27 protein-coding genes are annotated in these 25,417 nt (G+C 71.2%); 16 read left to right on the top strand and 11 right to left on the bottom strand.

What is annotated here, in order from left to right; translation table 11 throughout:
- Window positions 1-17: 17 nt before the first annotated feature.
- Window positions 18-656 carry a hypothetical protein gene (locus ABZS37_RS12820; protein ID WP_355168399.1) on the bottom strand — a complete coding sequence of 213 codons (639 nt, stop codon included), beginning with the start codon at window positions 654-656 and terminating at the stop codon, window positions 18-20.
- A gap of 303 nt (window positions 657-959) precedes the next feature.
- On the opposite strand from ABZS37_RS12820, the gene ABZS37_RS12815 reads away from it, so the two are divergent.
- Window positions 960-1,748 carry a D-Ala-D-Ala carboxypeptidase family metallohydrolase gene (locus ABZS37_RS12815; protein ID WP_355168397.1) on the top strand — a complete coding sequence of 263 codons (789 nt, stop codon included), beginning with the start codon at window positions 960-962 and terminating at the stop codon, window positions 1,746-1,748.
- Window positions 1,749-1,849: 101 nt separating this feature from the next.
- Here the strand turns inward: ABZS37_RS12815 and ABZS37_RS12810 are convergent, their stop codons facing one another.
- From ABZS37_RS12810 to ABZS37_RS12795, 4 genes are all read right to left on the bottom strand, one after another.
- Window positions 1,850-2,203, bottom strand: coding sequence for a hypothetical protein (locus ABZS37_RS12810; protein WP_354996311.1), 354 nt, complete (start codon window positions 2,201-2,203; stop codon window positions 1,850-1,852).
- 145 nt (window positions 2,204-2,348) lie between these two features.
- Window positions 2,349-3,773 (bottom strand): DUF234 domain-containing protein, encoded by a 1,425-nt coding sequence (locus ABZS37_RS12805; RefSeq protein ID WP_355168395.1) that lies wholly within the window; start codon window positions 3,771-3,773, stop codon window positions 2,349-2,351.
- Window positions 3,774-3,869: 96 nt separating this feature from the next.
- Window positions 3,870-4,562: a response regulator transcription factor gene (locus tag ABZS37_RS12800; protein WP_355168393.1), complete on the bottom strand. Its 693-nt coding sequence runs from the start codon at window positions 4,560-4,562 to the stop codon at window positions 3,870-3,872.
- A 107-nt stretch (window positions 4,563-4,669) separates the two neighbouring features.
- Window positions 4,670-5,917 (bottom strand): histidine kinase, encoded by a 1,248-nt coding sequence (locus ABZS37_RS12795; RefSeq protein WP_355168391.1) that lies wholly within the window; start codon window positions 5,915-5,917, stop codon window positions 4,670-4,672.
- Between the two features lie 132 nt (window positions 5,918-6,049).
- Here ABZS37_RS12795 and ABZS37_RS12790 point away from each other — a divergent pair, with 132 nt between their 5' ends.
- The 5 genes from ABZS37_RS12790 (at window position 6,050) to ABZS37_RS12770 (ending at window position 9,725) form a co-directional block, all read left to right on the top strand.
- Entirely contained in the window at window positions 6,050-6,946 is an 897-nt protein-coding gene (locus tag ABZS37_RS12790; RefSeq protein ID WP_355168389.1) for an ATP-binding cassette domain-containing protein, read from the top strand.
- Window positions 6,943-7,740 (top strand): ABC transporter permease, encoded by a 798-nt coding sequence (locus tag ABZS37_RS12785; protein WP_355168387.1) that lies wholly within the window; start codon window positions 6,943-6,945, stop codon window positions 7,738-7,740. Before ABZS37_RS12790 ends, ABZS37_RS12785 begins: the two co-directional genes overlap by 4 nt.
- A 2-nt stretch (window positions 7,741-7,742) precedes the next feature.
- Window positions 7,743-8,492 carry a hypothetical protein gene (locus tag ABZS37_RS12780; protein ID WP_355168385.1) on the top strand — a complete coding sequence of 250 codons (750 nt, stop codon included), beginning with the start codon at window positions 7,743-7,745 and terminating at the stop codon, window positions 8,490-8,492.
- Window positions 8,493-8,524: 32 nt separating this feature from the next.
- Window positions 8,525-9,088: a heme-binding protein gene (locus ABZS37_RS12775; RefSeq protein ID WP_355168383.1), complete on the top strand. Its 564-nt coding sequence runs from the start codon at window positions 8,525-8,527 to the stop codon at window positions 9,086-9,088.
- Between the two features lie 97 nt (window positions 9,089-9,185).
- Complete coding sequence (locus tag ABZS37_RS12770; protein WP_355168381.1) at window positions 9,186-9,725, top strand: DUF1697 domain-containing protein; 540 nt, start codon at window positions 9,186-9,188, stop codon at window positions 9,723-9,725.
- Between the two features lie 36 nt (window positions 9,726-9,761).
- Here ABZS37_RS12770 and ABZS37_RS12765 read toward each other — a convergent pair whose 3' ends face one another.
- Together ABZS37_RS12765 and ABZS37_RS12760 are read right to left on the bottom strand one after the other, a co-directional pair.
- Window positions 9,762-10,739 (bottom strand): MBL fold metallo-hydrolase, encoded by a 978-nt coding sequence (locus tag ABZS37_RS12765; protein WP_355168379.1) that lies wholly within the window; start codon window positions 10,737-10,739, stop codon window positions 9,762-9,764.
- A 153-nt stretch (window positions 10,740-10,892) separates the two neighbouring features.
- Window positions 10,893-11,807: a serine hydrolase gene (locus tag ABZS37_RS12760; protein ID WP_355168377.1), complete on the bottom strand. Its 915-nt coding sequence runs from the start codon at window positions 11,805-11,807 to the stop codon at window positions 10,893-10,895.
- 51 nt (window positions 11,808-11,858) lie between these two features.
- Here ABZS37_RS12760 and ABZS37_RS12755 point away from each other — a divergent pair, with 51 nt between their 5' ends.
- Both ABZS37_RS12755 and ABZS37_RS12750 read left to right on the top strand, forming a co-directional pair.
- Window positions 11,859-12,824, top strand: a complete 966-nt coding sequence (locus ABZS37_RS12755) for a LysR family transcriptional regulator (protein WP_355168375.1) — start codon at window positions 11,859-11,861, stop codon at window positions 12,822-12,824.
- Between the two features lie 100 nt (window positions 12,825-12,924).
- Window positions 12,925-13,776 (top strand): aldo/keto reductase, encoded by an 852-nt coding sequence (locus ABZS37_RS12750; protein ID WP_355168373.1) that lies wholly within the window; start codon window positions 12,925-12,927, stop codon window positions 13,774-13,776.
- A 53-nt stretch (window positions 13,777-13,829) separates the two neighbouring features.
- On the opposite strand, the gene ABZS37_RS12745 is transcribed toward ABZS37_RS12750, so the two are convergent.
- Window positions 13,830-14,672 (bottom strand): helix-turn-helix transcriptional regulator, encoded by an 843-nt coding sequence (locus ABZS37_RS12745; RefSeq protein WP_355168371.1) that lies wholly within the window; start codon window positions 14,670-14,672, stop codon window positions 13,830-13,832.
- Window positions 14,673-14,773: 101 nt separating this feature from the next.
- On the opposite strand from ABZS37_RS12745, the gene ABZS37_RS12740 reads away from it, so the two are divergent.
- Entirely contained in the window at window positions 14,774-15,526 is a 753-nt protein-coding gene (locus ABZS37_RS12740) for an SDR family oxidoreductase (RefSeq protein ID WP_355168369.1), read from the top strand.
- Between the two features lie 38 nt (window positions 15,527-15,564).
- On the opposite strand, the gene ABZS37_RS12735 is transcribed toward ABZS37_RS12740, so the two are convergent.
- A complete protein-coding gene (locus tag ABZS37_RS12735) occupies window positions 15,565-16,080 on the bottom strand; it encodes a GNAT family N-acetyltransferase (RefSeq protein WP_355168367.1) in 516 nt (171 codons plus the stop codon).
- 144 nt (window positions 16,081-16,224) lie between these two features.
- On the opposite strand from ABZS37_RS12735, the gene ABZS37_RS12730 reads away from it, so the two are divergent.
- The 3 genes from ABZS37_RS12730 to ABZS37_RS12720 are packed head-to-tail and all read left to right on the top strand — an operon-like array spanning window position 16,225 to window position 18,672.
- Window positions 16,225-16,779, top strand: coding sequence for an NAD(P)H-dependent oxidoreductase (locus ABZS37_RS12730; RefSeq protein ID WP_355168365.1), 555 nt, complete (start codon window positions 16,225-16,227; stop codon window positions 16,777-16,779).
- Window positions 16,780-16,804: 25 nt separating this feature from the next.
- A complete protein-coding gene (locus ABZS37_RS12725; protein ID WP_355168363.1) occupies window positions 16,805-17,818 on the top strand; it encodes an ATP-binding cassette domain-containing protein in 1,014 nt (337 codons plus the stop codon).
- Window positions 17,815-18,672: an ABC transporter permease gene (locus tag ABZS37_RS12720; protein WP_355168361.1), complete on the top strand. Its 858-nt coding sequence runs from the start codon at window positions 17,815-17,817 to the stop codon at window positions 18,670-18,672. The genes ABZS37_RS12725 and ABZS37_RS12720 overlap by 4 nt, the downstream gene beginning before the upstream one ends.
- Window positions 18,673-18,729: 57 nt before the next feature.
- Here ABZS37_RS12720 and ABZS37_RS12715 read toward each other — a convergent pair whose 3' ends face one another.
- Window positions 18,730-19,635, bottom strand: coding sequence for an AraC family transcriptional regulator (locus ABZS37_RS12715; RefSeq protein WP_355168359.1), 906 nt, complete (start codon window positions 19,633-19,635; stop codon window positions 18,730-18,732).
- A gap of 154 nt (window positions 19,636-19,789) precedes the next feature.
- Here ABZS37_RS12715 and ABZS37_RS12710 point away from each other — a divergent pair, with 154 nt between their 5' ends.
- Window positions 19,790-20,098 (top strand): antibiotic biosynthesis monooxygenase, encoded by a 309-nt coding sequence (locus ABZS37_RS12710; protein ID WP_355168357.1) that lies wholly within the window; start codon window positions 19,790-19,792, stop codon window positions 20,096-20,098.
- Window positions 20,099-20,147: 49 nt separating this feature from the next.
- Window positions 20,148-21,116 carry an alpha/beta hydrolase gene (locus ABZS37_RS12705; RefSeq protein ID WP_355168355.1) on the top strand — a complete coding sequence of 323 codons (969 nt, stop codon included), beginning with the start codon at window positions 20,148-20,150 and terminating at the stop codon, window positions 21,114-21,116.
- A 48-nt stretch (window positions 21,117-21,164) separates the two neighbouring features.
- Here ABZS37_RS12705 and ABZS37_RS12700 read toward each other — a convergent pair whose 3' ends face one another.
- Window positions 21,165-24,407, bottom strand: coding sequence for an AAA family ATPase (locus ABZS37_RS12700; RefSeq protein ID WP_355168353.1), 3,243 nt, complete (start codon window positions 24,405-24,407; stop codon window positions 21,165-21,167).
- 195 nt (window positions 24,408-24,602) lie between these two features.
- On the opposite strand from ABZS37_RS12700, the gene ABZS37_RS12695 reads away from it, so the two are divergent.
- The gene (locus ABZS37_RS12695; protein WP_355168351.1) at window positions 24,603-25,055 is read left to right on the top strand and encodes a helix-turn-helix domain-containing protein; all 453 of its coding nucleotides are present in this window, start codon (window positions 24,603-24,605) and stop codon (window positions 25,053-25,055) included.
- On the top strand, window positions 25,048-25,416 hold the full coding sequence (locus ABZS37_RS12690) for a DUF4180 domain-containing protein (RefSeq protein WP_355168349.1): 369 nt from the start codon (window positions 25,048-25,050) through the stop codon (window positions 25,414-25,416). The genes ABZS37_RS12695 and ABZS37_RS12690 overlap by 8 nt, the downstream gene beginning before the upstream one ends.
- Window position 25,417: the final 1 nt, after the last annotated feature.

The raw sequence follows: 25,417 nt of genomic DNA, 5'->3' as shown, positions 1-25,417 counted from the left end.
GAAGCGGCGGCGGCGGGTCAGCGGGGCCGGGCCTCCGAGCGGTGCACCGCCTGGGTGGGCACCCGGGGGCGGGCGGGCGGGCGCCAGGCCCGGCCGTTGGCGTAGATCACCCGAAAGCCGAGGTACGAAGCGAGCGGCGCCCAGTGGGCCGAGCCCATCCGCAGCTCGGCGGCATTGTGCCGCTGGCCGTTGGCGAGCACGTCGAGGAGGACGGTTTCGAAGGCCGCCGATTCGACCCAGTCGACTTCTCGGGTGAAACCGCAGATCAGAGCGGCTCCGGTGACCTCCAGGAACTCGCGCAGCACCGCGTCCGAGGCCCGCAGCACCGAGCAGCTGCCGAAATAGAGTCGGCGTCCCTCGCAGCGGCCGGCCATCAGCTCGGCCACCTCGCTCAACTCCACGGATTGCCAGTCGGTGAGGCAGAGACGGCTCGGCTCGCCGTGCATGGCGAAGAAGCCGACCCGGTGGTCGGCGTACTGCTTGAGCAGCCAGCGGTCCAGGAAGTAGAACAACTCGTCGCGGGTGGCCGCGTCCTTGTGGATGAATCGGATCTTGCCCAGCCGCTCCAGCAGCTCGAGGGTGGGCAGCACGGAACCCCGCTCGTTGAGGTCGCGGTGCCACTGACCCTCGACACAGAAGACGCCACCGCGTGCCACGTGCACCTCCGCCAGTCCGCCGCCCGGGCTGACGTTACCGGCTGCCAGTGGCCGGGGAACATCACCCTCGGTGTCGGCGGTTGCGACGTTCGGTGCGGTTGACCGCAGAAGAGCGGATCTGCGGTAAATGGCTGTTTCGCAAATCAGTCGAATTCCCAGGCAATACCCAGGGATCGCGGATTGTGAGGACGATTCTCGTTAATCCCCTCCAACCGCACGGATCAGTGCCAGGGTGGAAATCGCGGGACTTCTCGGTCGATGTCCCGGAGCCACCCCATTCGCTCTCCTATCGGGAGGACTTCTGTGCGCGTAAACACCTTGAAGCGTGCTGCCGTCGCATTCGCCCTGGCGCTGCCCGGGGCAGCGATCGCCACGTTGGTCGCCGCACCAGCGGCGCACGCGGACGGCTGCTACACCTGGAACCGCAACCTGACCCAGGGCCGCTCGGGCGACGACGTCCGCCAGTTGCAGATCCGGGTCGCGGGTTGGGCCGGCAACCGGGACATCGTGGAGAACGACGGCCGCTACGGCCCGAAGACCGCCGCCGCGGTCAAGCGGTTCCAACAGGCGTACGGGCTGCGCGCCGACGGTATCGCCGGCCCGCAGACCTACGCCAAGCTGTACCAACTCCAGGACAACGACTGCACGCCCGCGCACTTCAGCTACAACGAACTGGACAACGGGTGCGGCGGGAGTGGGTGGAGCGGCGGCCCGGTGTCGGCGGCCCAGACCAAGCAGAACGCGCTGCGCACCATGTGGAAGCTGGAGGCGCTGCGCAAGAGCCTCGGCGACAAACCGCTCAACGTGTCCAGCGGGTTCCGCAGCCGCGCCTGCAACAACCAGGTCGGCGGCGCATCCGACAGCCAGCACCTGTACGGCAACGCGGCCGACGTCACCTCGCGGACGTCGTCGCTGTGCCAGGTCGCCCGCAGCGCCCGTAACAACGGCTTCAGCGGGATCTACGGGCCCGGCTACCCCGACCACGACGATCACGTGCACGTCGACTCGCGACGGGAGAACAACAGCGACCGCAGCTCGAACACGACGAGCTGGTCCGCGCCGGACTGCGGGATCGGGGCCGGCAGCGACTGAGTTGGTCGGTCAGAGCGACGTCGGCCCGACGCGGAGGGGGAATCTTCGCGTCGGGCCGACGTTGTGTCGCCCCGGGTCGGGTGGGCGGAGGGGTAGCGCGCTCAGCTCGCCCGGGGCCAGCGCGGCGCGGTGACGGGGGGAGTCACCGGCCGGCCAGCAGCGGTGGGCCGTACCCCCGATGGGGCGACCCGCGCGGCCGGGTGCCGTGACGGCCCGGTCGCCGTGAACGGAAAGGGCACGTGGACGAACGGGTTGCCGTGCCGGATCAACGCCTCGATCTGCCGCTCGTTGAGCCCGTGTGTCTCCAACACCCGGCGCCCCCAGCGGTGCAGGCGGCACGGGTAGGAGGCACCGTCGTTGCGGCACAGCGGCCCGGTGGGCCACTCCTCGGCGGTGTGCACGACCACCGCCCGGACCGCGAGCCGAACATCTTCCGGGGTCAGAGGTGTCGGCATTGGCACCTCACCCAGTACCTGATCGATGGGATCCGTCGACTGCTCACCAACTCGCACGGCAGGCCTCCCGCAGCTCGGCAGCGGTACGGCGGACCTACCGCACCGACATCCTCGGCCATTGGTACGGCCGACACCGGACGAAAGTTCAATTCCGGTACGCGGTAAGCAAATCCTCCGGAGACAGCACGCGTACCCCGTCGACGACACTGCCGCTGCGCGACACGGCAAGGACGGGAACCGATTCGTCGGCGCCGGGCAACTGGGACCGGTGCAGGAGCAGTCGGCCCAGGTCATGAGCATCGAAGGGCCGGTTCTCCTGCCACTTGATCGACCCGACGAAGCTGATGCGTCGAGCAACGGGCTCACGGTCGGCGCCAACTATGTCGATCTCCGGGTCGTTGGTCCGCGTCCAGAAGCCGCCGATCACCGCCGCTTCCGCAGGCAGATGGTCTCCGGGAAGCCGGCGCAGCGCCTCCCGGACGACAGGTTCGATGACCCGGCCCCGCCAGGACGCCCACGACGTGACGACCCGGTCCAGGGTCAGGTCGCCTCGACCTCGCTCAATCTCGGGAAGGTGGGGTCCGAGGAACGACAGCCAGAACCGCAGGTACGGATCGGCCACCACGTAGCGAGTTTCCCGCGACGGCTTGACCGACAGCGGAAGGATGGCCTCCACCGTCCGCTTCTGCGTCAGCAGGCGCAGGGCGCGACTCAGCGATGCCTGTGGAAGATCCCCCGCAGCACGGGAGATCAGCGAGAAGGTCCGCTCACCTGAGCCGATCGCTCGGAGCACCAGCCCCGCCTGGGACTGAGGCGGGAACTCGGCCGCCAAGGCACGCTCGCCGCTGACCAGCAGGGCCGAGGTCGGATCCCGTACCGCGTCGATCAGATACTCGTGTACCGATGCACCAGTTGGCCACTCGTCGAGGATCAATGGCAGGCCGCCGGACACCAGGTAGGCGTCGAACGCGTCGGCGGCAGACAGGTCGAGCATGTCGCGGACGTCGGCGGGGCTCAACGGCGGGATGACCATCTCCGTGGCCCGCTGGTGGAACGGCCGGCCGTAGTCGTTCAGGGACTCCATCATCGCCAGGTCCGATCCGACACAGATCAGCAGGACCGGGCGTCGGGACAGCTCACGATCGAAGATCTTCTGCAGCGTTCCCTCGAAGCCCGGGTCGCTCGCGATGAGGTACGGCATTTCGTCAAGGACGACGACACTCGGCCGGTCGGTCGGCAGCGCGGCGACGAGCAGAGTGAGGGCCGCGTCCCAGGTTCGTGGTTGTTGTTCAAGCAGAAGCTGCGCCCCCGGCAGCGTGGACCCGGCCGCCGCCTCCACGAAGAGGGCGAGGTCGGCAGCGACGGCCGGCTGCGCAGAGGCCGTGAAGAAGAGGTGCGGAACCTCCGCCCGCTCGACGAACTCCTCCACGAGTCGCGACTTGCCGACACGTCGGCGACCGCGCATGAGCAGGGCACGACCAGGCCGACCAGCCCGTCCACCGCGTTCGACCCTGGAGAGCATGCCGTTCAGCAGCGACAGCTCACGATCTCGCCCCACGAAGCCGTCCATGCCACCACCCCTGATAGTTCCATTTTTGGAACACTCAGCGGTGAGTGTATCAATGATTATTGCCAAGGATGAGGCTGTCGGCGGACCGCGCTCCGCTCAGACGAGGCCGGCGTCGTGCACGAGCAGGGCCACCTGGACCCTGTTGTTGAGATCGAGCCGGGTCAGCAGCCGAGAGACGTACGCCTTCACCGTCGCCACGCTCATGAACAGCTGCCCCGCGATCTCCGCGTTGGTGTGGCCCCGCCCCAGGGCGACCGCCACCTGCCGCTCCCGCTCACTGAGCCCGGTGAGCAGCCGCAGCGCCCGCTCCCGGCGCGGATCGGGACCGACCGGGCCGGGGGTGGCGGCAGTCACGTGGGCGATCAGCTTCCGGGTCACCGTCGGGGAGAGCGTCGCCTCCCCAGCCGCCACCCGGCGCACGGCGTGCACGATCTCCGCCGGCGGGGTGTCCTTGAGCAGGAAGCCAGCCGCCCCGGCGCGTAGCGCCCGCAGCACCTGTTCGTCGGCGTCGAAGGTGGTCAGCACCAGCACCTCCGGCGGTCGCGGCTGGGCACGCAGCGCCTCCGTGGCGGTCAGCCCGTCCACCCTCGGCATGCGGATGTCCATCAGCACGACGTCCGGGGCGTACGCGGCGACTGCGGCCGGCACCTCGCCGCCATCGGCCGCCTCGCCGACCACGATCAGGTCCGACAGGCCGCCGAGGATCATCGAGAGCCCCGCCCGCACCAGCGCGTCGTCGTCCACGATCAGCACCCGCACCGGCGGCACGGCCGACTCGGGCCCGGTCACGCCCGAAGGCCCGGCCACCCCAGAAGGCCCGGCCACCCCAGAAGGCCCGGCCACGCCGGAAGACCCGGCTGCCCCAGAAGGCCGCCCGGCTGCCCCGGAAGGCCCGGTCACGCCGGCCACGGCAGCCAGGCGGCCAGCCGGAAGTCGCCGGCGTCGTCCCGGCCGTAGGCGAGCCGGCCGCCGGCCAGCGTGACCCGCTCGCTGATCCCGACCAGGCCGGTGCCGGCACCCGGCAGTGTGCCGCCGGTCGGTGCACCGACGGGCCACCGGTTGCCGATCGCCACGGTCAGCCCGGTGCCCGGCCCGCCTGCCACGTCCACGGTGACCGCCGCGCCGGCCGCGTGCTTGCGGGCGTTGGTCAGCCCCTCCTGCACGATCCGGTACGCGGCCCGGCCCAGCGCCGCCGGCAGCTCCCCCGGGCTGGCGACGCTGTCGCTGACGTTCACCCGCACCCCGGCCGACCGCGACTCGGCGATCAGGGCCGGCAGGTCCGCGAGGGTGGGCTGTGGGGGCTCCGGGGCACCGCCGTCGCTCTCGGCCCGGAGCACCCCGATCACCTCCCGCAGGTCCTGCAGAGCGGCGTGCGCGCTGCCCCGGATCACCCCGGCCGCTCGGGCCACCTCGTCCGGGGGCGCGTCCGGGCGGAACTCCAACGCGCCGGCGTGCAGGCTAAGCAGGGAGATCCGGTGGGCCAGCACGTCGTGCATCTCCCGGGCGATCCGGGTGCGTTCGAGGTGGCGGGCCTGGGTGACACGGAGCTGCTGCTCGGCCTCGGCCCGCTCGGCCCGCTCGCGCAGCGACACGATCAGCTGCCGCCGGGCCCGGACGAACATCCCCCAGGCCAGCACGGCGAAGCTGAGCACGACGCCCCAGGACACGGTGGCCCAGTACGGCATGCTCGGGTCCGGACGTGTCCAACTGAAGACCAGGTTGGTGACGAGACCCGCACCGGTGACCGCGATCGCGATGGCGGTCCGTCGGTGCACCACCACCGTGAAGTAGAAGATCAACAGCGGGATGGCGGCGGCCATCGAGAACAGGGTCAGAGGTGTCGTCGCCACCACCAGCCCAAGTGGCCATCGGCGGCGCAACCAGAGCAGCCCGCAGCAGACCAGCCCGATCAGGGCGTCGGCGCCGGTCATCCAGTCGTGCGGGAGCGGTACGGCCATCGCGGGGTCGGGCGACAGGGCGTCGGCGGTGGCGAACAGCACCCAGACCACGGAGACCAGGAACGCGAGGCTGTCCACGATCCAGTCGCGGGTGGTGCGGCGCGGACGCGCGCGGTCAGGCTCGGCCGGCACCACCAGCTCCCCTGGCAGCAGCCAGGGGTGCTCGGGGACGGCGATGCTGGTCACGAGGCCATGCTAGGCAGCCGACCGGCGCCACGACCAGCTACCAAAGTCGAGACCCAACGGTCGACCAAGGTCGGTGCGGTGCCGACCGGTGGCCGCAGCGGATGGCCGGGCGGCGCGGGCAGGCTCGACGACATGATCACCGTAGAGAACCTCACCAAGCGATACGGGCCACACCCGGCCGTGGACGACGTGTCTTTCCAGTGCGAGCCGGGCACCGTCACCGGCTTCCTCGGCCCCAACGGCGCCGGCAAGTCCACCACCATGCGGATGATCTGCGGGCTCACCGCACCGACCGCCGGACACGCCACCATCGCGGGGCGCTCCTACCGGGAGCTGCCCAACCCGGGGCGGGAGGTCGGGGTCCTGCTGGACGCCTCCGCCCAGCACGCCGGGCGCACCGGCCGCGAGGCGTTGACGCTGTCCGCGTACACCATGGGGTTGGACCGGCGCGAGGTCGCCGCGAAGCTCGACCTGGTCGGGTTGAACGCGGTGGCCGCCAAGCGGCGGGTGAAGGCGTACTCGCTGGGCATGCGCCAGCGGCTCGGTCTGGCGCAGGCGCTGCTCGGCGACCCCCGGGTGCTGATCCTCGACGAGCCGGCGAACGGCCTGGACCCGGAGGGGATCTTCTGGATGCGCGGGCTGCTGCGCGACTTCGCCGACCGGGGCGGCACCGTGCTGCTCTCCTCCCACCTGCTGCGCGAGGTGGAGGCGGTCGCGGACCGGCTGGTGGTGATCGGGGGCGGCCGGATCGTGGCCCAGGGCGACAAGAACGAGCTGCTGGCTGGCGGCGGCACGATGGTCCGGGCCCGCGACGGCGCGGCACTGCGCCGGGCACTGGACACGGCCGGCCTGAACGCCGCAGACAGCGCCGACGGCCTGCTGGTGCAGGCCGACGCCGAGGCGGTCGGCCAGGCCGCCGCCGATGCGGGCGTCGCGCTCGCCGAGTTGCGCCCCGCCGACGGCGGCGGCCTCGAACAGCTCTTCCTCACCCTGACCGCCGGCGAATCCACCAAGGAGGCCGTCCGATGACCACCACCACCGCGCCCGCCGTCGGCGCCGTCGCGCCCCGACAACACACTCCGGTACGCCGCCCGTCGCTGCTTCGACTCACCGTCGTTGAGCTGCGCAAGCTCGTCGACACCCGGGCTGGCCGCTGGCTGCTGATCACCATCGGTCTGGTCGCCGCCGCGATCGTCACCATCCAGTTGATCTACGCGAAGGATGCCGAGCAGACCTTCGTCAACTTCTTCACCCCCTCACTGCTGCCGGTCGGGGTGCTGCTGCCGGTGCTCGGCATCCTGTCGATCACCAGCGAGTGGTCCCAGCGCACCGCCCTCACCACGTACGCGCTGGTGCCCCGCCGGGAGCGGGTGGTGACCGCGAAGCTGATCGCCGTGGTGCTCACCTCGCTCGCCTCGGTGCTGGCCAGCCTGGCTGTCGCCGCCGTCGGCACGCTGGTGGCGTCCGCCAGCGGAGGCGCGGGCACCTGGCAGATCGACGCGTCGCTGATCCTGAACGCGGGAATCCTCCAGGTCACCAGCGTGCTGATGGGTGCCGCCTTCGGTCTGCTGCTGCTCAACCCGCCGTTGGCCATCGTCGGCTACCTGCTGCTGCCCACCCTCTGGGGGGTGCTCGGCGAGTTGGTCCGGCCCCTGAACGGTCCGGCCAGATGGCTGGACACGAGCCGGACCATGGAACCGTTGTTCAGCAGCGACACCATCACCGGCGAGCAGTGGGGGCGGATGGCGGTGTCCCTGCTGGTCTGGATGGTCCTCCCGCTGGCCGTCGGCCTGGTCCGGACGCTCCGTCGCGAGGTGTCCTGACCATGGACGTCGCTGGCAACCGTCCGCGCACCGTGGTCAGCGGTGGCCCTCTGGAACTGGCGGTCATGTGGGGCGGCTTCCCGCTGCTCGGCGCCGGCGCCGGATGGCTCCTCGCGGCGACGACGGGCTGGCTCGCCCGGCTGCCCTGGGTGCCGTTCGGAGACCTGATCGAGTGGCTGGACCGGCTGCCCGAGCCGCAGGCCACCGCCGGCACGGCTGCGGTGGGTGCGCTGGCCGGCCTGGTCATCGCCGGGATCGGCACCGCCGAACGACTGATCGTCACCGTCGAGGCGGCGCAGGTCCAGCTGCGCCGCTCCGACCAGAACCGGACCGTCGCACGGGTCGACACCCGGGTGGTCTTCCTCGCCGACGGGCACCTGGTGCTGCTCGACGGCGACGGCGCGGAACTGGTCCGGGAGTCGACGGACCTACCCGCCGCCCAACTGGCTGCGGCGTTCCGCACCCACGGCTGGGGCTGGGCGGACGACGATCCGCACCGGTCGGCGTACCGGCTGTGGGTGCCCGAGCTGCCCGGCCTGCCCGGCGGGGCGAACGCCCTGCTGCAGGCCCGCGAGCGGGCGGTCCGGAAGGATCGCCGCGACGACGCGCGGGAGCTGCGCCGGGAGTTGGGCCTGCTCGGGGTGGTGCTGCGCGACGAGGAGAAGCGGCAGTACTGGCGGCTGAACGGGCGCGCCGTCACGCCCGGGCAGCAGGAGACGACTTCTGGCGAGCGCGGGCCGGATGGGCGGTAGCGTCTGTCCCAGTAGATCACTGGGAGCGCGCGATGACCGAACAGCAGCCGTACCGGGTGGTGTCCCGACACCCCGGCTTCGAGCTGCGTCGGTACCCCGCCCACCTGGTGGCCGAGATGCAGATCCAGGCGTCGTTCACCCGGGCGCCGATAGAGGCGTTCCGGCCGTTGGCCGCGTACATCGGGGGCGCCAACCGGGCCCGGCACCCGATCGGACCGGCCGCCCCGGCGACGTCGGCGGCCGGTGACTCGGAGAAGATCGGCATGACCGTGCCGGTGGTCCAGGTGGAGGGTGAGCGGCCGGGGGCGTACCTGGTTCAGTTCGTCATGCCGGCCACCTTCACCGCCGCCACCCTGCCCGAGCCGGTGGACGCCCGGGTGCGGATCCGCGAGGTTCCGGCGCAACTGGCAGCGGCGATGCGTTTCTCCGGGCGGTGGACGGAGCAGGCGTTCAGCCAGCGGGCCACCGTGCTCGGCCGATCGGTCACCGCGGCCGGGCTGCAACCCACCGGGGCCATCCGGTACGCGCGCTTCGACCCGCCGTGGAAGCCGTGGTTCCTCCGCCGCAACGAGGTCGTGCTGCCGGTCGTGGAGTGAGCATCCTCCGTCGATCTAGGGAGTATCGTCGCCAGCTGATCTCCAACAACGACGATAGTCCCTAGATCGGCGGACGAGGGCGAGAGGCAGGGACGGGATGGCGCGGTACGTCGCTCTTTTGCGCGGGGTCAACGTCGGCACCACCCGACTCGCTATGGCCGATTTGCGCCGGCTGGTTACCGACCTCGGGCATTTCGACGTCGCGACGTACCTGCAGAGCGGCAACGTGGCCTTCGGCAGCACCGTGCGCGACGCCGAGAAGTTGGCCGCCGGGATCGAGCGGGCGCTCGCCGACGAGCTGGCGTTGACCGTGCCGGTGCTGGTGCGCAGCGGCCGGGAGTTGGCGGCGGTGGCCGGCGGCAACCCGTACGTCGACCGGGAGGACGACCCGAAGAGGCTGCTGGTGGCCTTCCTGCGCACCAGCCCCACGAAAGCGGCCGTGGCCGCGCTGACCGTGCCCGGTAGCGAGAACGTGTCGTTCACGGTGACCGGCCGGGAGGTCTTCCTGCACTACGTCGAGGACGGGTACGGGCGGTCGAGGTTCAACAACATGTACCTGGAGAAGAAGCTCGACGTGGTGGCCACCACGCGGAACTGGAAGTCGGTGCGCGCCCTGGCCGAGATGGCCGCCGGCTGACCAGGTGGGGGCCATCTCGGCCCCCACCGAAGCCGGTCAGAAGTGGTACGCGGTCTCGTACTCCGGCACCAGCACCCGACTACGCGGCGAGATACGACGCACCGCCGCGATCATGTCGTTCAGTCGGGTGCGGTCGGTCTCGGCGACCGACGGCGGGTTCTCCAGCGGCGTCTCGAAGTTGTCGAAGTGCACCGGCACCACGACCTTCGGGTAGTTGAGGCCGGCCAGCAACCGGGGCAGGTAGTCGCCGGTGGTGGTGGCGTTCTGCAGGGCCACCATCGCCACGTCGGGCGCCAGCCCGGTGAGATTCCGCTCGGCGACGTCGCTGGCCCCGGTGAAGTAGACCGACGGCCCACCCTCGACCCGCAGCAGGTAGCCCAGCGTGTCGCCCTCCGGCAGGTCCGCGATGGTCGCCGGCTGCGCGGGCTGGCTCACCCGCACCCCCGGAAAGGCCAGGGAGTACGAGGGGTTGCGGCTGTGCAGCGAGCCGACCACCTCGATGGTGTGGTTGCCGAAGTCCAGCACCTCCCCACCCTTCACCGCGCTGAGCTGCGTCGACGGCACCCCGTAGGCCAACCCCAGGTGGTACGCGGTCAGCGTGCCGAACACCCGCGCGCCGGTGCGCTTGGCGATGTACGGCACGTCCATGAAGTGGTCCCAGTGCGTGTGCGTGACCAGCACCGTCGTGGCCCGGTCGACGCGCGGATCGATCACGTCGGTGCGCACGGTCAACGGGGTGTCCGTCTTGAACGCGCCGGTGAACAGCCCGGTGTCGATCCGGCTGAGGAACGGGTCGACGAGAACGGTCCGCTCCCCGATGTCGACGCGCCAGCCGGCCGCACCCCACCAGCGGAAGCTGACCGCGCCCTTGCGAGGGGTGGTCGGCGTGGGTGCGGCGGCCGGCGGCGCGGCCTGGGCCGGCGTGGCGGTGCCGGCGACGAGGCCACCGGCGGAGACCAGGGCGGTGGTGGCGGCGGCGTCGCGCAGGAAGCGTCGGCGGTCGAGACTGGGCATGCGGATCTACTCCCCGTGGTCGGGCGATTGGTCGACACGAGCCAACCAGTGCCACCGGGCTCCAGTCCAAGATCGAACACCGCTGACTCCGATACGCCGTCGCATATCGGGCCTGCTCAGCGACGGTGCGTCGACGCTCGAACGGGTGAGAAATCAGCCGCCACGCAGCGCCTCGACGGCCGTCCGGGCGGCGTCCCCCATCGCCAGGTCCACGTCGATCCGGCGCGGGGCCAACTGGTCGGCGCGGGCGAAGACGGCGATCGCGTACCGGCCGCCGACGGGATACTCGGCGACCCCGGCCTCCAGGTGCAGCCCGGGCAGGGTGCCGGTCTTACCGAACACCCGGACACCGGGCGGGAAGCCGGCGGCCAGTCGGGTCCAGAAGATCTGCCGGGCCATCCAGGTGCGGACCATCGCGCAGGCCGCCGCCGGCCCAGCCTCGTCCCGCCAGATCAGGGTGAGCAGGCGAGTGATCTCCCGGGCGGTGCTGGACGTGGTGTGCAGAGGGTCGAACACCCGCATCGCACGGACCCGGTCCGCCGACAGCGTCGGGAAGATCCGGGCGAACTCCGCCTCGGTCCGTGCACCCACGTCGGCGAGCATCACCTCGACCAGCTCCCGAGGACCGCCGACGACACGGGTACGGGTCAGCCCCAGCTCGGCGGCGAGCATCGGCAGCAGATCCGGGCCGACCCGGCGCAGCAGGAGGTCGGCGGCGGTGTTGTCGCTGACCGACATGGCGAAGTACGCGAGGTCGCGCAGCGACACCTCGGCGTCGTCGGTGCAGCCGGCCAGGCCCCAACCGCCGAGCCGGTCGTCGGCGGTGACCAGAATCCGCTCGGTCGGGTCCAGCTGACCGGCCTCGACCTGCCGGGCGAACTCCAGCACCAGCAGGATCTTGAAGATCGAGGCGATCACGACCTGCTCGTCGGCCCGGACCCCCACCTCCCGACCACCGTCGGCCGGGCTGTCGAGGGTCAGGTCCACGGCGTCGAGGTCGACGACGTGCAGGCTGGCCGTCACCCCGGCAGCGGCGAAGATGGCCTCGATGCGCTCGTCCACGTCCACGTCCGCACGGTATCCAGCGGCACCGTGCCGGCGCTGGCGTAGGGTCCGGGAGTGGATCTGCTCCGGCACCTGCGACACTTCGTGGTGGTCGCCCAGGAGCTGCACTTCGGGCGGGCGGCGGAGCTGCTCGGGATGGCCCAGCCGCCGCTGAGCCAGTCGATTCAACGGCTGGAACGGGAGTTGACGGTCGAGCTGTTCGACCGGTCCCGCCGCCAGGTACGCCTCACGACCGCCGGTGAGCTGCTGCTCGGCGAGGCGGAGGAGTTGCTCGCCGGCGAGGGTCGGCTCCGCAACCTGATGGGGCAGATCCGCGCGGGTGAGCTCGGCGTACTCCGGGCCGGGGTGCCGCCGGAGACGCCCGCGGTGACGCTGCGCGCACTGCTGGACGGGCTCACCACCCGGGCACCCGGCCTGGACGTGGAGCTCCACGAGCTGACCACCGCCGAGCAGGTACGGATGCTCGCCGAGCGGACCCTGGACGTGGGGCTGGTGCACCACCCGGTGGCGGCGGACGGGCTGCGCTTCGGCGCCACCGTCGACGTACCCCTGGGGGTGCTGCTGCCGCGCACCTCGCCGCTGGCCCGCGGCCGTGAGGTGACGCTCGCGTCGCTGGCCGGTCTGGATCTGGTGGCCGCGCCCCGGGCCACCGCGCCCGACCGGCACGATCACCTGCTGGCGGTGTGCCGACAGCACGGTTGGCGCCCGGCTCGGGTACGCCCGGCCCGCAACCCGGAGTTCCTCTTCGGGCTGGTGCTGGCCGGTGGCGCGGTGGCCGTGGAACCCGCGACGGTGGCGCGACGGGAACCCCGGATCGCCTGGCGGCCGATCGCCGACGCGCCGCTGGCGAAGCGCACCTCGGCGGCCTGGCCGGACCGGTCGGCACACCCGGCGGCGTCAATGTTCGGGCAGCTCGCCGCCGAGGTGCTGGCCGACGCCGAGCCCGTCGCGCCCGCGCCGGCTCAGCCGTCGGTGCCAGCGGAACGGCCCTGGCCGGTGTTGTTCGACACGACCGGGTGACCAGACCCGACGTCATGCTCGTCACCCCGGCCTGGACGGTGAATCGACCTCCCGCCCGGGTATGGATGACAGGCAACGAAGATGACGCGAAGGAGCCGCAATGGCCAACACGATTCCCGACATCAGCCTGAACGACGGCACCACCATTCCGCAGCTCGGCTTCGGGGTGTTCCAGATCGAGCCGAAGGACACCGTCGCGGCCGTGACCACGGCGCTCGAGACGGGCTACCGGCACATCGACACCGCCGAGATGTACGGCAACGAGGCCGAGGTCGGCGAGGCGGTACGCAGGTCCGGCCTGGACCGGGGCGCGGTCTACGTGACGAGCAAGCTGAACAACGGCTTCCACCGCCCGGACGACGCCCGCAAGGCGTTCGACTCGACGCTCGCGGCCCTGAAGATGGACTACATCGACCTCTTCCTGATCCACTGGCCGCTGCCGACCCTGTACGACGGTGACTACGTCTCGACCTGGAAGGTGCTGGAGGAGTTCCAGCGTGACGGCCGCGCCCGCTCGATCGGTGTGTCGAACTTCCAGGTGGCGCACCTGCAACGGCTGGCCGCCGAGGCGAGCGTCGTACCGGCGGTGAACCAGGTCGAGGCGCACCCGTACTTCGGTAACGAGGAGGTCCGCGCCTACGGCCGCGAGCACAACATCCTCACCGAGGCGTGGTCGCCCATCGCGCAGGGCAAGGTGCTGGACGACCCGACGGTGGTCGACATCGCCGAGCAGGTCGACCGGACGCCGGCGCAGGTGGTGCTCCGCTGGCACGTGCAGCGTGGCGACATCATCTTCCCGAAGTCGACCACCCCGAAGCGGATCGAGGAGAACTTCCGGATCTTCGACTTCGAGCTGGACGACACGGCGATGGAGCGGATCACCGAGCTGAACAAGGGCGAGGCAGGCCGGCAGGGCGCGCACCCGGACATCTTCGCCTACGTCCCCCGCTGATCCGGCCCCGCCGCCGGCGGGACATGGTCCGGTGAGGTACGGCCCGTGCGGGTTCAGGCGCCGACGCGCTCGGCGATCCGCCGGAACGCCGCCTGCGTCGGCGAGCCGGGCTCGGGGACGTAGACGATCATCTTCTGGTCGGTCTCCGGCACCAGCAGAACCCGGCACTCGAACTCCAACGGACCCAGGTCGGGGTGCGGCACCCGCTTGACGATCGGACGGCGCTCCTCAACGTCGTGCTCGGCCCAGAGCTGGGCGAACCGGGGCGAGGTGCCGAGCAGCTCGGTGACCAGCTCGCGGATCGCCGGGTCGGCCGGGTAACGGCCGTAGGCGGCCCGCAGGTCCGCCACGGTGCTGCGGACGAACCGCACCGTTTCGGCGTCGCTCCAGTGGCTGCCGGCGGCGGATTGCCGGAAGGTCCAGCGAATCATGTTGCGGTCCGCGTCGGGCACGGCCGCGAGGTTCCCCATGAAGTACGTGGACAGGTGGTTCCAGGCCAGGACCTGGTACGCGGCGTCGACGAGGTACGCCGGAGTCTCGGTCATCGCGTCGAGCAGGTGCCGCAGCCCGGGTGGCACCTCCCGGCTCGGCCCGACGGTCTGCGGCGGGTTCTCCCCAGCGATCCGGAACAGGTACTCGCGCTCGTCCCGGCTCAGCAGCAGCGCCCGGGCCATCGAGGCGAGCACCTGCCGCGAGGGGTGCGGCCCGCGGCCCTGCTCCAGTCGGATGTAGTAGTCGATCGACATTCCGGCGAGTTGGGCCACCTCCTGCCGACGCAGGCCGGGGGTGCGCCGGCGTACCCCGTCGGGGAGGCCGACCTCGGCGGGGCGCAGGCGGGCGCGGCGGCTGCGCAGGAACGCCGCCAGTTCGTCACGCCGCAGGCCGGTGCTCGTCATGCCTCCAGCATGCCCCGGGCGAAGCCCGGGAGGGTGGTACCGCTGGTCCCAGCCTCAGCCGACTCTCCCCGAACGCCACCCACACCGGCAGGCTCGACGGCATGACGAACATGATCGCCCTGATCACCGGGGCCAACAAGGGAATCGGACTGGCCACCGCCCGACAGCTCGGCGGCCTGGGGATGACCGTGCTGATCGGGGCGCGGGACGCCGAGCGGGGCCGGGCAGCGGAACGGGATCTGCGCGACGGCGGCACCGACGCCCGGTTCGTGCCACTGGACGTGGCCGACGCCGAGTCAGTGACGGCCGTCGCGAAGCTGGTCGAGACGGAGTACGGCCGGCTGGACGTACTGGCCAACAACGCCGGCATCGTGCTCGGCGACGGCACGCGGGCGCTGCCCAGCGACACGACCGTGGCGACGCTGCGCCGGGTGTACGAGACGAACGTCTTCGGGGTGGTGGCGGTGACCAATGCGCTGCTGCCGCTGCTGCGCAGGGCACCGGCGGCCCGGATCGTCAACGTCTCCAGCGAGGTCGGCTCGATCGCGGTGATGACCGACCCGGGTGGCGCGCTGTTCGCGCTGACCTCCGTGCCGTACCCGTCGTCGAAGGCGGCGCTGAACATGGTCACCGCCATGTACGCCAAGGAGCTGCGGGACACTCCGATCAAGGTGAACGCGGCGAACCCGGGTTACTGTGCCACCGACCTCAACGGAAACAGCGGCTTCCGCACGCCCGAGCAGGGCGCCGAGGTCAGCGTGCACCTGGCGACCCTGCCGGCGGACGGCCCGAGCGGGCTGCTGTGGGGCTTTCAGATGGACGCCGGCGGCGGGTACGGCGTGCTGCCCTGGTGAGCGCCTGAGGCGACTGCGCTTCAGCCGCCCCGCCGGTGTCAGCCTTCGACCGGCGGGGCGGCCAGGTCGAGCTGCCAGTCGTTGGCGCGCATCATCTGCCCCGGCGGGTATTCGAAGCCGGTCTCGCCGAGCAGGGTGAAGCCAGCCTTGCGGCAGACCGCGTTCGAGGCGGGGTTGTCGACCGAGGGGTAGGCGTGGGCGTAGCGCCGGTCCCGTCGAGCGCGAACCACGTCGACCGCCGCGCGCACCGCGACCGTGGCCAGCCCCTGCCCCCGGTACGCGGGCAGCACCGCCCAGCCCAACTCGTACACCGGTCGCTCGCGCCACTCGCGGGCCCAGTAGCCGACGCTGCCCGCCCGTGCGCCGTCCGGCAGCACCAGCGTGAACATGCAGCCCTGCCCGCCCTCGGCGAAGTGCACGTAGCGCTCGTGCCGGGCGAGCACCTGCTCGTCGGTCTCCGGACCGCCGGTGTGCTTGCGGGTGTCCGGAGAATTGAGCTGCCGCAGCAGGTCGAGGTCGTCCTCGTGCCACGGTTCGATGCGGACCTGTGCCATCCCACTCCCCTGTTCGTCGGCCTCAGTCAAGCCGACCCCTCCGACATTCCGCACCGCAACGCCGTCCGCTAGATCGGATCTAGCGGACGGCCTGCCGTTCCCTCGCGCCTAACGGGTGGACCGACCAGCTCGGGAGGGGAAAAGATGACACCGCTCAGGATTGCCGTGCTCATCGGCAGCACCCGGGAGGGGCGGGCCGGCGACCGGATCGCCCGCTGGTTCATCGATCAGGCCGCGCGGCACGACGACCTGGCAGTGACGGTCGTTGACCTGACCGAGTACGACTTCCCGACCAGCTATCCCGCCGAGCCGACCGCGTCCATCCGGGCGTTCGTCCGCGAGGTGGGTCGGGCGGAGGCATTCGTCGTGGTCACCCCCGAGTACAACCACAGCTTCCCCGCACCCTTGAAACAAGCCATCGACTACGCGTATGACGAGTGGCAGGCCAAGCCGGTCGGTTTCGTGTCGTACGGCTGCCGCTCCACCGGTCTGCACGCCGTCGACCAGCTGCGCACGGTCTTCACCGCACTGCACGCGATGACGGTGCGCGAGGTCGTCGGGATCGACCTGCTCGCCGGTGAGCCGACACCACAGTGCACCGATGAGTTGAGCCGCGACACAAACGTCCTGCTCGACCAGCTTCGCTGGTGGGGTCTGGCGTTACGCGACGGCCGGGCTGCCCGGCCCTACGCCTCCTGAAAACGTCTGACGAAAGGTAAGGATCATGAGTAGACGCACCACCGGCCTGGCCATCGAGGCCGAGGGTCTCACCCGCACGTTCGGGGAGACCAAGGCGTTGGCCGGGATCGACCTGCAGGTGCCCGCCGGCACTGTCTACGGCGTGCTCGGCCCGAACGGCGCGGGCAAGACCACCGCCGTCCGGGTGCTCGCGACGTTGCTGCGCCCCGACGGCGGCTCGGCGCGGGTCTTCGGGCACGACGTGGTCACCGAGGCCGACAAGGTCCGTTCCAGGGTCAGCCTCACCGGCCAGTACGCCTCGGTCGACGAGGACCTGACCGGTACGGAGAACCTGGTGCTCCTCGCCCGCCTGCTCGGCCTGCGCAAGCCGGCCGCCCGTGAGCGCGCGGCCGCCCTGCTCGCCGCGTTCGGGCTGACCGAGGCGAGCGACCGCCAGGTGAAGAAGTACTCGGGTGGGATGCGCCGCCGTATCGACATCGCCGCCAGCATCCTCAACACCCCCGATCTGCTCTTCCTCGACGAGCCGACGACCGGCCTCGACCCGCGGAGCCGCAACCAGGTGTGGGAGATCATCCGGGCGGTGGTGTCACACGGCACGACGGTGCTGCTGACCACGCAGTACCTCGACGAGGCCGACCAGCTCGCCGGGCGGATCGCGGTCGTCGACCACGGCCGGGTGATCGCGGAGGGCACCCCGGGCGAGCTGAAGTCGTCGATCGGCTCCGGCACGGTCCACCTGCGACTGCGTGATCCCGGGCAGCGACCCGAGGCGGAGAAGGTGCTCCGGGAGGCGCTCGACGTACCGGTGCAGCTCGCCGCCGACCCGGTGGCGTTGACCGCCCGCGTCGGTGAGGCCGGCACCGACCTCGACGCCAGTGCCCAGGCCGCCCGCGCGCTCGGCGAGCTGGCCCGCGCCGGCATCGTCGTCGACAACTTCTCCCTCGGCCAGCCGAGCCTGGACGAGGTCTTCCTCGCCCTGACCGATCACCCCGCCGTGCCGGCCGACGAGCGCGACGACGAGCTGGAGGCAGCCCGATGAGTGACGCCACGACCACCACGACCGAACGGGCGCCGTCCGTCTACATCCCGTCCGCCGAGGCGTTGGCGACCGTGCTCGCGCCCGGTGCTCGACCGCCTCGACCGAGCGCGCTCGGTGCGTCGCTCACCTTCGGCTGGCGGGCCATGCTGAAGATCAAGCATGTGCCGGAGCAGCTCTTCGACGTGACCGCGTTCCCGATCATCATGGTGCTGATGTTCACGTACCTGTTCGGTGGTGCCCTCGCCGGCAGCCCGCGCGAATACCTGCAGTTCTTCCTGCCCGGCATCATGGTGACCAGCGTCGTGATGATCACCATGTACACCGGTGTCGGCCTCAACACCGACATCGAGAAGGGCATCTTCGACCGGTTCCGGACGCTGCCCGTCTGGCGTCCGTCCGCCCTGGTCGGCATGATCTTCGGTGACGTGCTGCGCTATATCCTCGCCGCCCTGGTGATCCTGGGGTTGGGGCTGGTGCTCGGGTTCCGGCCCGCTGGCGGGGTGGTCGGAGCGGCCGTCGGGATCGGGCTGTTGGTGATCTTCTCGTTCGCGTTCTCCTGGGTGTGGACGTTCTTCGGGCTGATCCTGCGCAGCGAGAAGTCGGTGATGGGGGTCAGCATGATGGTGCTGTTCCCGCTGACGTTCCTGAGCAACGTCTTCGTCGAGCCGAGCACCATGCCCGGCTGGCTCCAGGCGTTCGTGAAGGTCAACCCGGTGACGCAGCTGGTGGCCGCGATTCGCGGGGCGATGAGCGGCGAGTCTGACCCGTCGGCCACGATGTGGCTGCTGGTGTGGAGCGCCGGATTCGTGCTCGTCTTCGGCTCGCTGACCATGTACAAGTACAACCGCCGCTGACCCTACCCAGACCCGACCGACGGGCGCCGCCACTGCTGTCGGGGCGCCCGTCGGCGGTCAGACGACCGCCGGCACCTCGGCTCGCGTGACACCGCGCAGGCGGGCGGCGTCCTGGCTGGGAGGTACGCCGAACTGGCGGCGATATTCACGGCTGAACTGCGACGGGCTCTCGTAGCCGACGCGAATGCCCACCCCGGTGACGTCGTTCGGGTGTGTGGCGAGCAGGAGCCGCGCCTCCTGCAACCGGATCTGCTTCTGGAACTGGATCGGGCTCATGGCGGTCACAGCCTGGAAGTTGCGATAGAACGCGGACACGCTCATCCCGGACAGGCGCGCCAGATCCTCCACCCGGAACGGCTGCGCGTAGTGGTCGCGGATCCACCGGACCGCCCGCGCGATGTGACTGAGGCTGCTGTCGGCCAGACCGAGTTGCCGGACGGCGGCACCCTGCTCCCCGGTGAGCAGCAGCCACAGGATCTCCCGTTTGATCAGCGGCGCGAGCACCGTGACGTCCCGGGGCCGGTCCAGCAGCCGCAGCAGTCGGACCACCGCGTCGCCGAGCTCGTCGGGAGCGTCGCTGACCACCATCCCGGACGGCGTCCCGCCGGCCAGCGGCGGGAGATCGCCCGGCGCCGCCTGCAACAGCAACTCCGCGACCGTGGCCGGGTGCAGCACCAGCCCGAACCCCAGAGCCGGCGAGTCGGCACTGGCCTGGGTGAAGCGGCCGGTGACCGGCAGGTCGACCGACGCGACAAGGTACTGGCCGGCCCGGTACTCGTACACGCGGTCGCCCAGCGCCATCTGTTTGGCGCCTTGAGCGATGAGTGCCAGCACCGTGCCCGACATCGACGTGGTTGGTGCTGTCTGCTGCTCGACCTTTGAAATCAGCACCCCGTCGATGGCGGTGCTCATGTCCGGCCGGGCGTGACGGGCCAGCAACGCCCGCAGCTCATCGAGGTCCACGGCCCGATTGAAGCACACAACCGATCCTCGTAACAACGAGAGGATCAGGCAAGGACCAGAGAGCATCTCTCTAACGATTCTGCTGGTGGCGGTGCTTCCATTGGAGTGTCAGTTTCCCCGACAACGCAGCGCCATAGACGATCAGGAGTCTCCAATGATGACCGTCCACCACGGGTTCCAAGCCACCATGACCGCCCAGCCGGGAAAGGCAGACGAGCTGATCGCGCTGTTGCTCGACGCGCCGTCCCTGCCCCACGACGACTGCCTCGTCTTCCTGGTGTCCCGCTCGGCGTCGGACCCCGACGTCGTCCACGTCATCGAAGGCTGGACCAGCGCCGAGGCGCACAGCGCGTTCTTCGCTGGCGAGCAGGCGCAGGCCCTGGTCGCGAAGCTTCAGCCGATGCTGGCTGGCGACTCGGCGTACACCGACGCGGTGCCGGTTGGCGGCAAGGCCACCTTCTGAACCGGCGACCGCACCCATCACCCCGACCCGATTCAGCGAAAGGACCCCCATGAACTCCCCCCGACCGGGCATCGACCCCGAGTTGCTCGTACCCCTGGCCGAACTGCCGCCCATGCCGCCCCTCGGCCCCGAGGTGATCGAACAGCTACGCCACTTCCCACAACCGTCGATCGAGACCCACCTGGAGGGCCGCGCGGTCGAGCGGCGCGAGGTCACCGTTCCCGCCGGTGACGGAACCCCGATCCCGCTGTCCATCCTCAGCCCCACCGATCGTGCCGCCGGTGCGCCCTGCGTCTACTGGATCCACGGCGGCGGGATGATGTGGGGCGACCGCTTCTCGAACATCGACGTCCCCCTGGAATGGCTCGACCGGTTCGGCGCCGTCGTGATCTCCGTGGATTACCGGCTGGCCCCGGAGGCAACCGGTACGACCCTGGTCGACGACTGCTACCAGGGCCTGCTCTGGGTGGCCGAGAACGCCGCGGACCTCGGCATCGACCCCGCCCGCATCGTCGTAGCCGGTGCCAGCGCCGGAGGTGGTCTGGCGGCAGGGGTCACGCTCATGGCTCGCGACCTCGGCACCCCGGCCATCGCCGCCCAGTTGCTGTCGTGCCCCATGCTCGACCACCGCAACGACACCACCTCCAGCCTCCAGTACAGCGGGCTGGACGGCGTGTGGACCCGGGAGATGAACGAGTTCGGCTGGCGCAGCGTCCTCGGCGAGCACACCGGCGAGAGCGTCTCCGCGTACGTCTCACCCGCGCTGGCGGACGACCTGTCCGGCCTGCCGACGACCTACATCGACGCCGGGACCGCCGAGGTCTTCCGCGACGAGGACGTCACCTACGCGACCCGGATCTGGGCCGCCGGCGGCCAGGCGGAGTTGCACCTGTGGGCCGGGGGCTTCCACGGATTCTCGGCGCTGTTCCCGCAGATCCGCGTCTCGGACGCGGCACGACGCACCCAGGCCGACTGGCTCACCCGAGTCCTGGACCCCAGCCCCAAGCCCCAGGACTGAACCCGGACCCACGGCCGGCGGCGATCAGGCGTCGCGCCGGCCGTGGGCTCAGAGCCGCCAGCGCAGCGGCTCGGACGGCAGGTAGCGGCAGGTACTGCCGGTCGACACGGCTTCGCGCAGGTGGCTGGCGAGGGCCGGGTGCCGCTCGTCGAGCTTGCGCAGCGTGTCCCGGATCCGTGCGGTCACCGTCTTGCGGGCCCGCTCAGCCTCGTCGCCCAGACGGCGGCTCCGGCCTGCCAGCCCCGCAGCGGCACGTAGCTCGTCGAGCAGCGCACCTCGCTCGGCATCCAGTGTGGACACCTTCCGGTCGTCGTCGCGTGCGGCGGCCCGGTCGATCTCCTCGTCGAGGCGTGCCAGGTGCCGCCGGTAGCGGGCCTTCGCCTCGTCATCCAGGACCGGATCAGCGCCCATCCGGCGGGCCGCGACCAGCTCCGGGCCGGCGGCCGGGTCGAGCAACTCCACCGCCGGCACGTCGCTGCCCGGCCGGCTCAACAGCAGGTGCAGGTCGTGCAACCCTTTGGCGTCGGGCAGGTGCACGACGGCACCGGCGTAGGCGAGCTGCCAGACCGGCCCGTCGCGGCGGAATTCGTACTCCTGGACCAGCACACCGACCGGCGCGGCCAGGCCCGGCGCGGCAGCCTGGCCCGGCGCGGCGGCGTCGGTGGGCGTCAGGGCGGCCAGCCGGTCGAGCACCTGCGTCATGCCGAGGGCGGTGGCGTCCCGGACGGTGGCGGCGCGCAACGCCGCCGCCGTCGCGGCGTCGCCCTGCTGGTCACGACCGGCCAGGGCGGCGACCAGCCCGGCGCCGGCGATGAGCGCCCAGGGCCGGGAGCCCATCCGGTCGGCGGAGTCGCGGGCCGCCGTGAAACCGGCGATGGCGTCATCCCAACGCTCCTGCGCCACGTCGACGATCGCCAGCCAGTGGTCGACCGGACCGCTGATGTCGCAGCCGAACAGCCCGACCGTCCACTCTCCTCGGTGGGGGGCCAGCGCGGTTCGTGCGTCGTCGCAGCGCTGCGGGTCGCGGGACGCCGCCGCGGCCTGCGCGCGCAGCCGCAGCCAGAGCGGCGACACCGGGCGGGGGTAGCGGATGCCGGCGGCCTCGATGCCGGCGGTCAGCCGGACCGCGGCTTCGTCGTCACCGCGCTCTGCCGCGGTGGTCGCCAGCAGCAGGTCCCGGTAGGGGTAGTCGGTCGGCGCCAGCTCGCCCAGCAGTGCGTGGGCCTCGTCGAACCGGCCCTGCAGCAGCAGGCGTGACCAGCGCACGTGATGGCCCATGAACGCGAACTCGGCGTGGCCCGGGTCGGCAAGGTCGGTGAGGACGATGAAATGCTCATCGGCCTCCGCGAAGTCACCGCGGAACGCCGCGATGATCCCACCGTCCACGGCCGCCGCCATCCGGGGTCGGGCCAGGTTGTCCAGCTGGCCGGCGGTGACGAAGGCGGTGAACTCCTCGGCGAAGCGCGGGTCGCCCAGCTCCAACAGCGCCACCCAGCGCAGCGAGGTGGCCCACAGCTCGGTCTCCCGGTCGCCGGTGCGGCGGGCCACGTCCCGGATCTCAGCGGTCAACGCCGCCCGTGCACCGGCGGTGCCCAACCCCCAGGTGGTGTCGTGGCGGGCCCACAGGCTGAAGGTGAGCGTCTCGTCGTCCCGGCCCCGGCGGGCGATCGTCTCGGTGGCGGTGATCAGGTCGGCGATCAACGTGCCGACCAACGCGGTGTCGTCCGGCTCGCCGATCAGCCGCCGGTACGCCTCCCGCACCAGCTCCGCCGCCTGGTCCGAGCGCCCGATCTCCACCTGCCGGGCGCGGTGGACCGTGAGCGCTACGCGTGCCAGCAGGACCGGGTCGTCGAGCGTGCGGGCCAGCGTGGCGGCCTCGGCAAAGAGCTTCCCGGCCTCCTCCCGGCCGGCGTGGTGGTAGCGCACCTGACCGAACTCGACCAGGGTCCGGACCCGTTGTACCCGGTCTTCGACGACCTCCAGCGCCCTGCCGAAGTGCACTCCCGCCTCGTCGATGGCGAGCCGGGAGAACGCATCCCGCCCTGCGGCGACCAGCAGCTCGGTGACCCGGGCCCGGTCGAGCGCGGGGCCGGCCAGGTAGGCGTGGCGGGCCAGGTCGGCCGGGATCAGCCGGTCGGTGAGGTCCGTCGGCGGGTCGACCGCCCGGACCACCGCCGCGTGCCGGGCCCGCCGATCCTCCTCGGTGAGCCCGTCGTAGAGCGTCTCCCGAACCAGATCGTGCGCGAAGGCAAACCGGCCGCCGCCCCGGGCGACCACCAGCCGGGCGGTGACCGCCCGGTCGAGCAGCCGGTCCACCTGCGCCGGCGGGGCCGCCGAGCTGGCCGCCAGGACCTGACGGTGAAACTGGCGGCCCAGCACGGCGGCGACAGTGAGCGCCTCGACCACTGCCGCCGGCAACTGGGCCAGCCGACGACGCACCGCCTCCCGTACGCCGGGTGGGATCGTCCCGGCCGCACCATCGGCGCGCCACAGCCGTGCGGTCTGCTCGACGAAGAAGGGGTTGCCGCCGGTACGCCCGTGCACCCTGTCGACCAGGTCGGCGTCCGGCTCGCGCCCGGCGGTGCGGGCCATCAGCGCGGCCACCTCGTGCCGGGACAGGCCGGTGAGAGTGATCGTGGTCGCCTTCGTGACCAGCGGCATCAGCAGCGGACGCAGCGGATGGTCGCCTGACTCGACCTCCGCGTCGCGGTAGGTGCCGATCAGCAGCAGTCGTTCGAACCAGGTGTGCTGGGCGGCGAACCCCAGCAGCCGCAGCGAGGCCGGGTCGGCCCAGTGCAGATCGTCCAGGACGACCACGACCGGCCGCTCCTGAGAGACCGCGACCAGCGCGGCGGTCACCGCGTCGTACAGGGCGAACGCGTGGCGGTCGGCGATGCCTCCGCCCGTGTCGAGGCCGGCCCAGGTGGCGGCGAGACCGACCTGCTCGCTGGGGGCGCCGACCTCGCCGAGCAGGGCCGCGAGAGCCGGCTCCGCGGCCTGCCGCGCCACCGCCCAGTCGTCAGCGGAGCGACGCAGACCACGCAGCACCTGCAGCCACGGCCAGTAGCCGGGGGCACTGTCGGAATCCCAGCAGGCGGCGCCGAGCACCAGTGCCCCGCGTTGCCGGGCCTCGCTCGCGGCTGCCGTGACCAGCGTCGTCTTGCCGATGCCCGGCTCACCGGTGACCAGGACGAGACCGCCGTGACTGGTGGCGGATCGGTCCAGCTCAGCGCGCAGCAGACCCGCGGGATGATCCCGCCCGATGATGGCGTCGCCGAGCCCCGCGTCCATGGTTTCCAGACGGTACTGGAACCGTCCGACACAGGTCGGCTGCTTTTCGGGTCGGCTGCGGCTGCCCCCGGGCACCGCTGCCGCTGCCGGTACTGGTGTCTTCCAGGCCCTTTGGAGCTGATGTCGTTAACGATTCACGTCACCGGCAGTCCCCGTAACTCCCTAACCTTCCCTATTGGGGTAGGATAGGGAGTGATGAAGGAAGAAATGTATTCGGTAGAGCAGGTTGCCGACCGGCTCGACCTGCACGTGCGGACGGTGCGCGGCTACATCCGCTCCGGCCGGCTGAGGGCGGTGCGGATCGGCAAGCAGTACCGGATCACCGCCGGCGATCTCGACGCGTTCACCGGGCAGACCCGAGCCGTCACCACGACTGCCGGGCCAGCGGAGGTGTCGAGCATCGTGCAGATCGACGGCGTCGACCGGGCCGCCGCCGACCGGCTCGGCACGCTCATGCTCGCGAGCGCCAACACCGGCCATGACCAGGCCCACCCGCTGCGGGTGCAGACGGTGCACGACGAGGAACGCCGCCGCATGAAGATCATTATTTTGGGCGACCCTGCCGCCACCGCCGAGCTGCTGCATCTGCTCGACGCCGTCCTCAACGCCGACAACGGCCTGCTCAACCGGGAGGTCCGCAATGCCTGACGAGATCCAGGAACGCGCCGGGGTGCAGGTGCTGGTCTGCGACCCGACCGGCCCGACGGTCGCCACCGAGCAGGACGCGCTGGACCTGATCGGCGCGGCGTTCCTCGGCGCCCAGGTGGTCGCCATGCCGGCCAACCGGCTCGACGAGCGTTTCTTCGCACTGGGCACCCGCTTCGCGGGCGACGTGATGCAGAAGTTCGTCAACTACCGGCTGCGGCTGGCGGTCGTCGGCGACATCTCGGCGCAACTCGCGGAGAGTTCCGCGTTGCGCGCCCTGGTGTACGAGTCGAACCAGGCCGGACACGTCTGGTTCGTCCCCGACCTCGACGCGCTCGACGCTCGCCTCCGCGCTGCGTCGTAGC

The sequence above is a fragment of the Micromonospora sp. NPDC005413 genome (genome assembly GCF_040606435.1).
Taxonomy (GTDB): Bacteria; Actinomycetota; Actinomycetes; order Mycobacteriales; family Micromonosporaceae; genus Micromonospora.
Note: the sequence above shows the minus strand (reverse complement) of the source record. Positions and strands in the feature narration are given on the sequence as shown.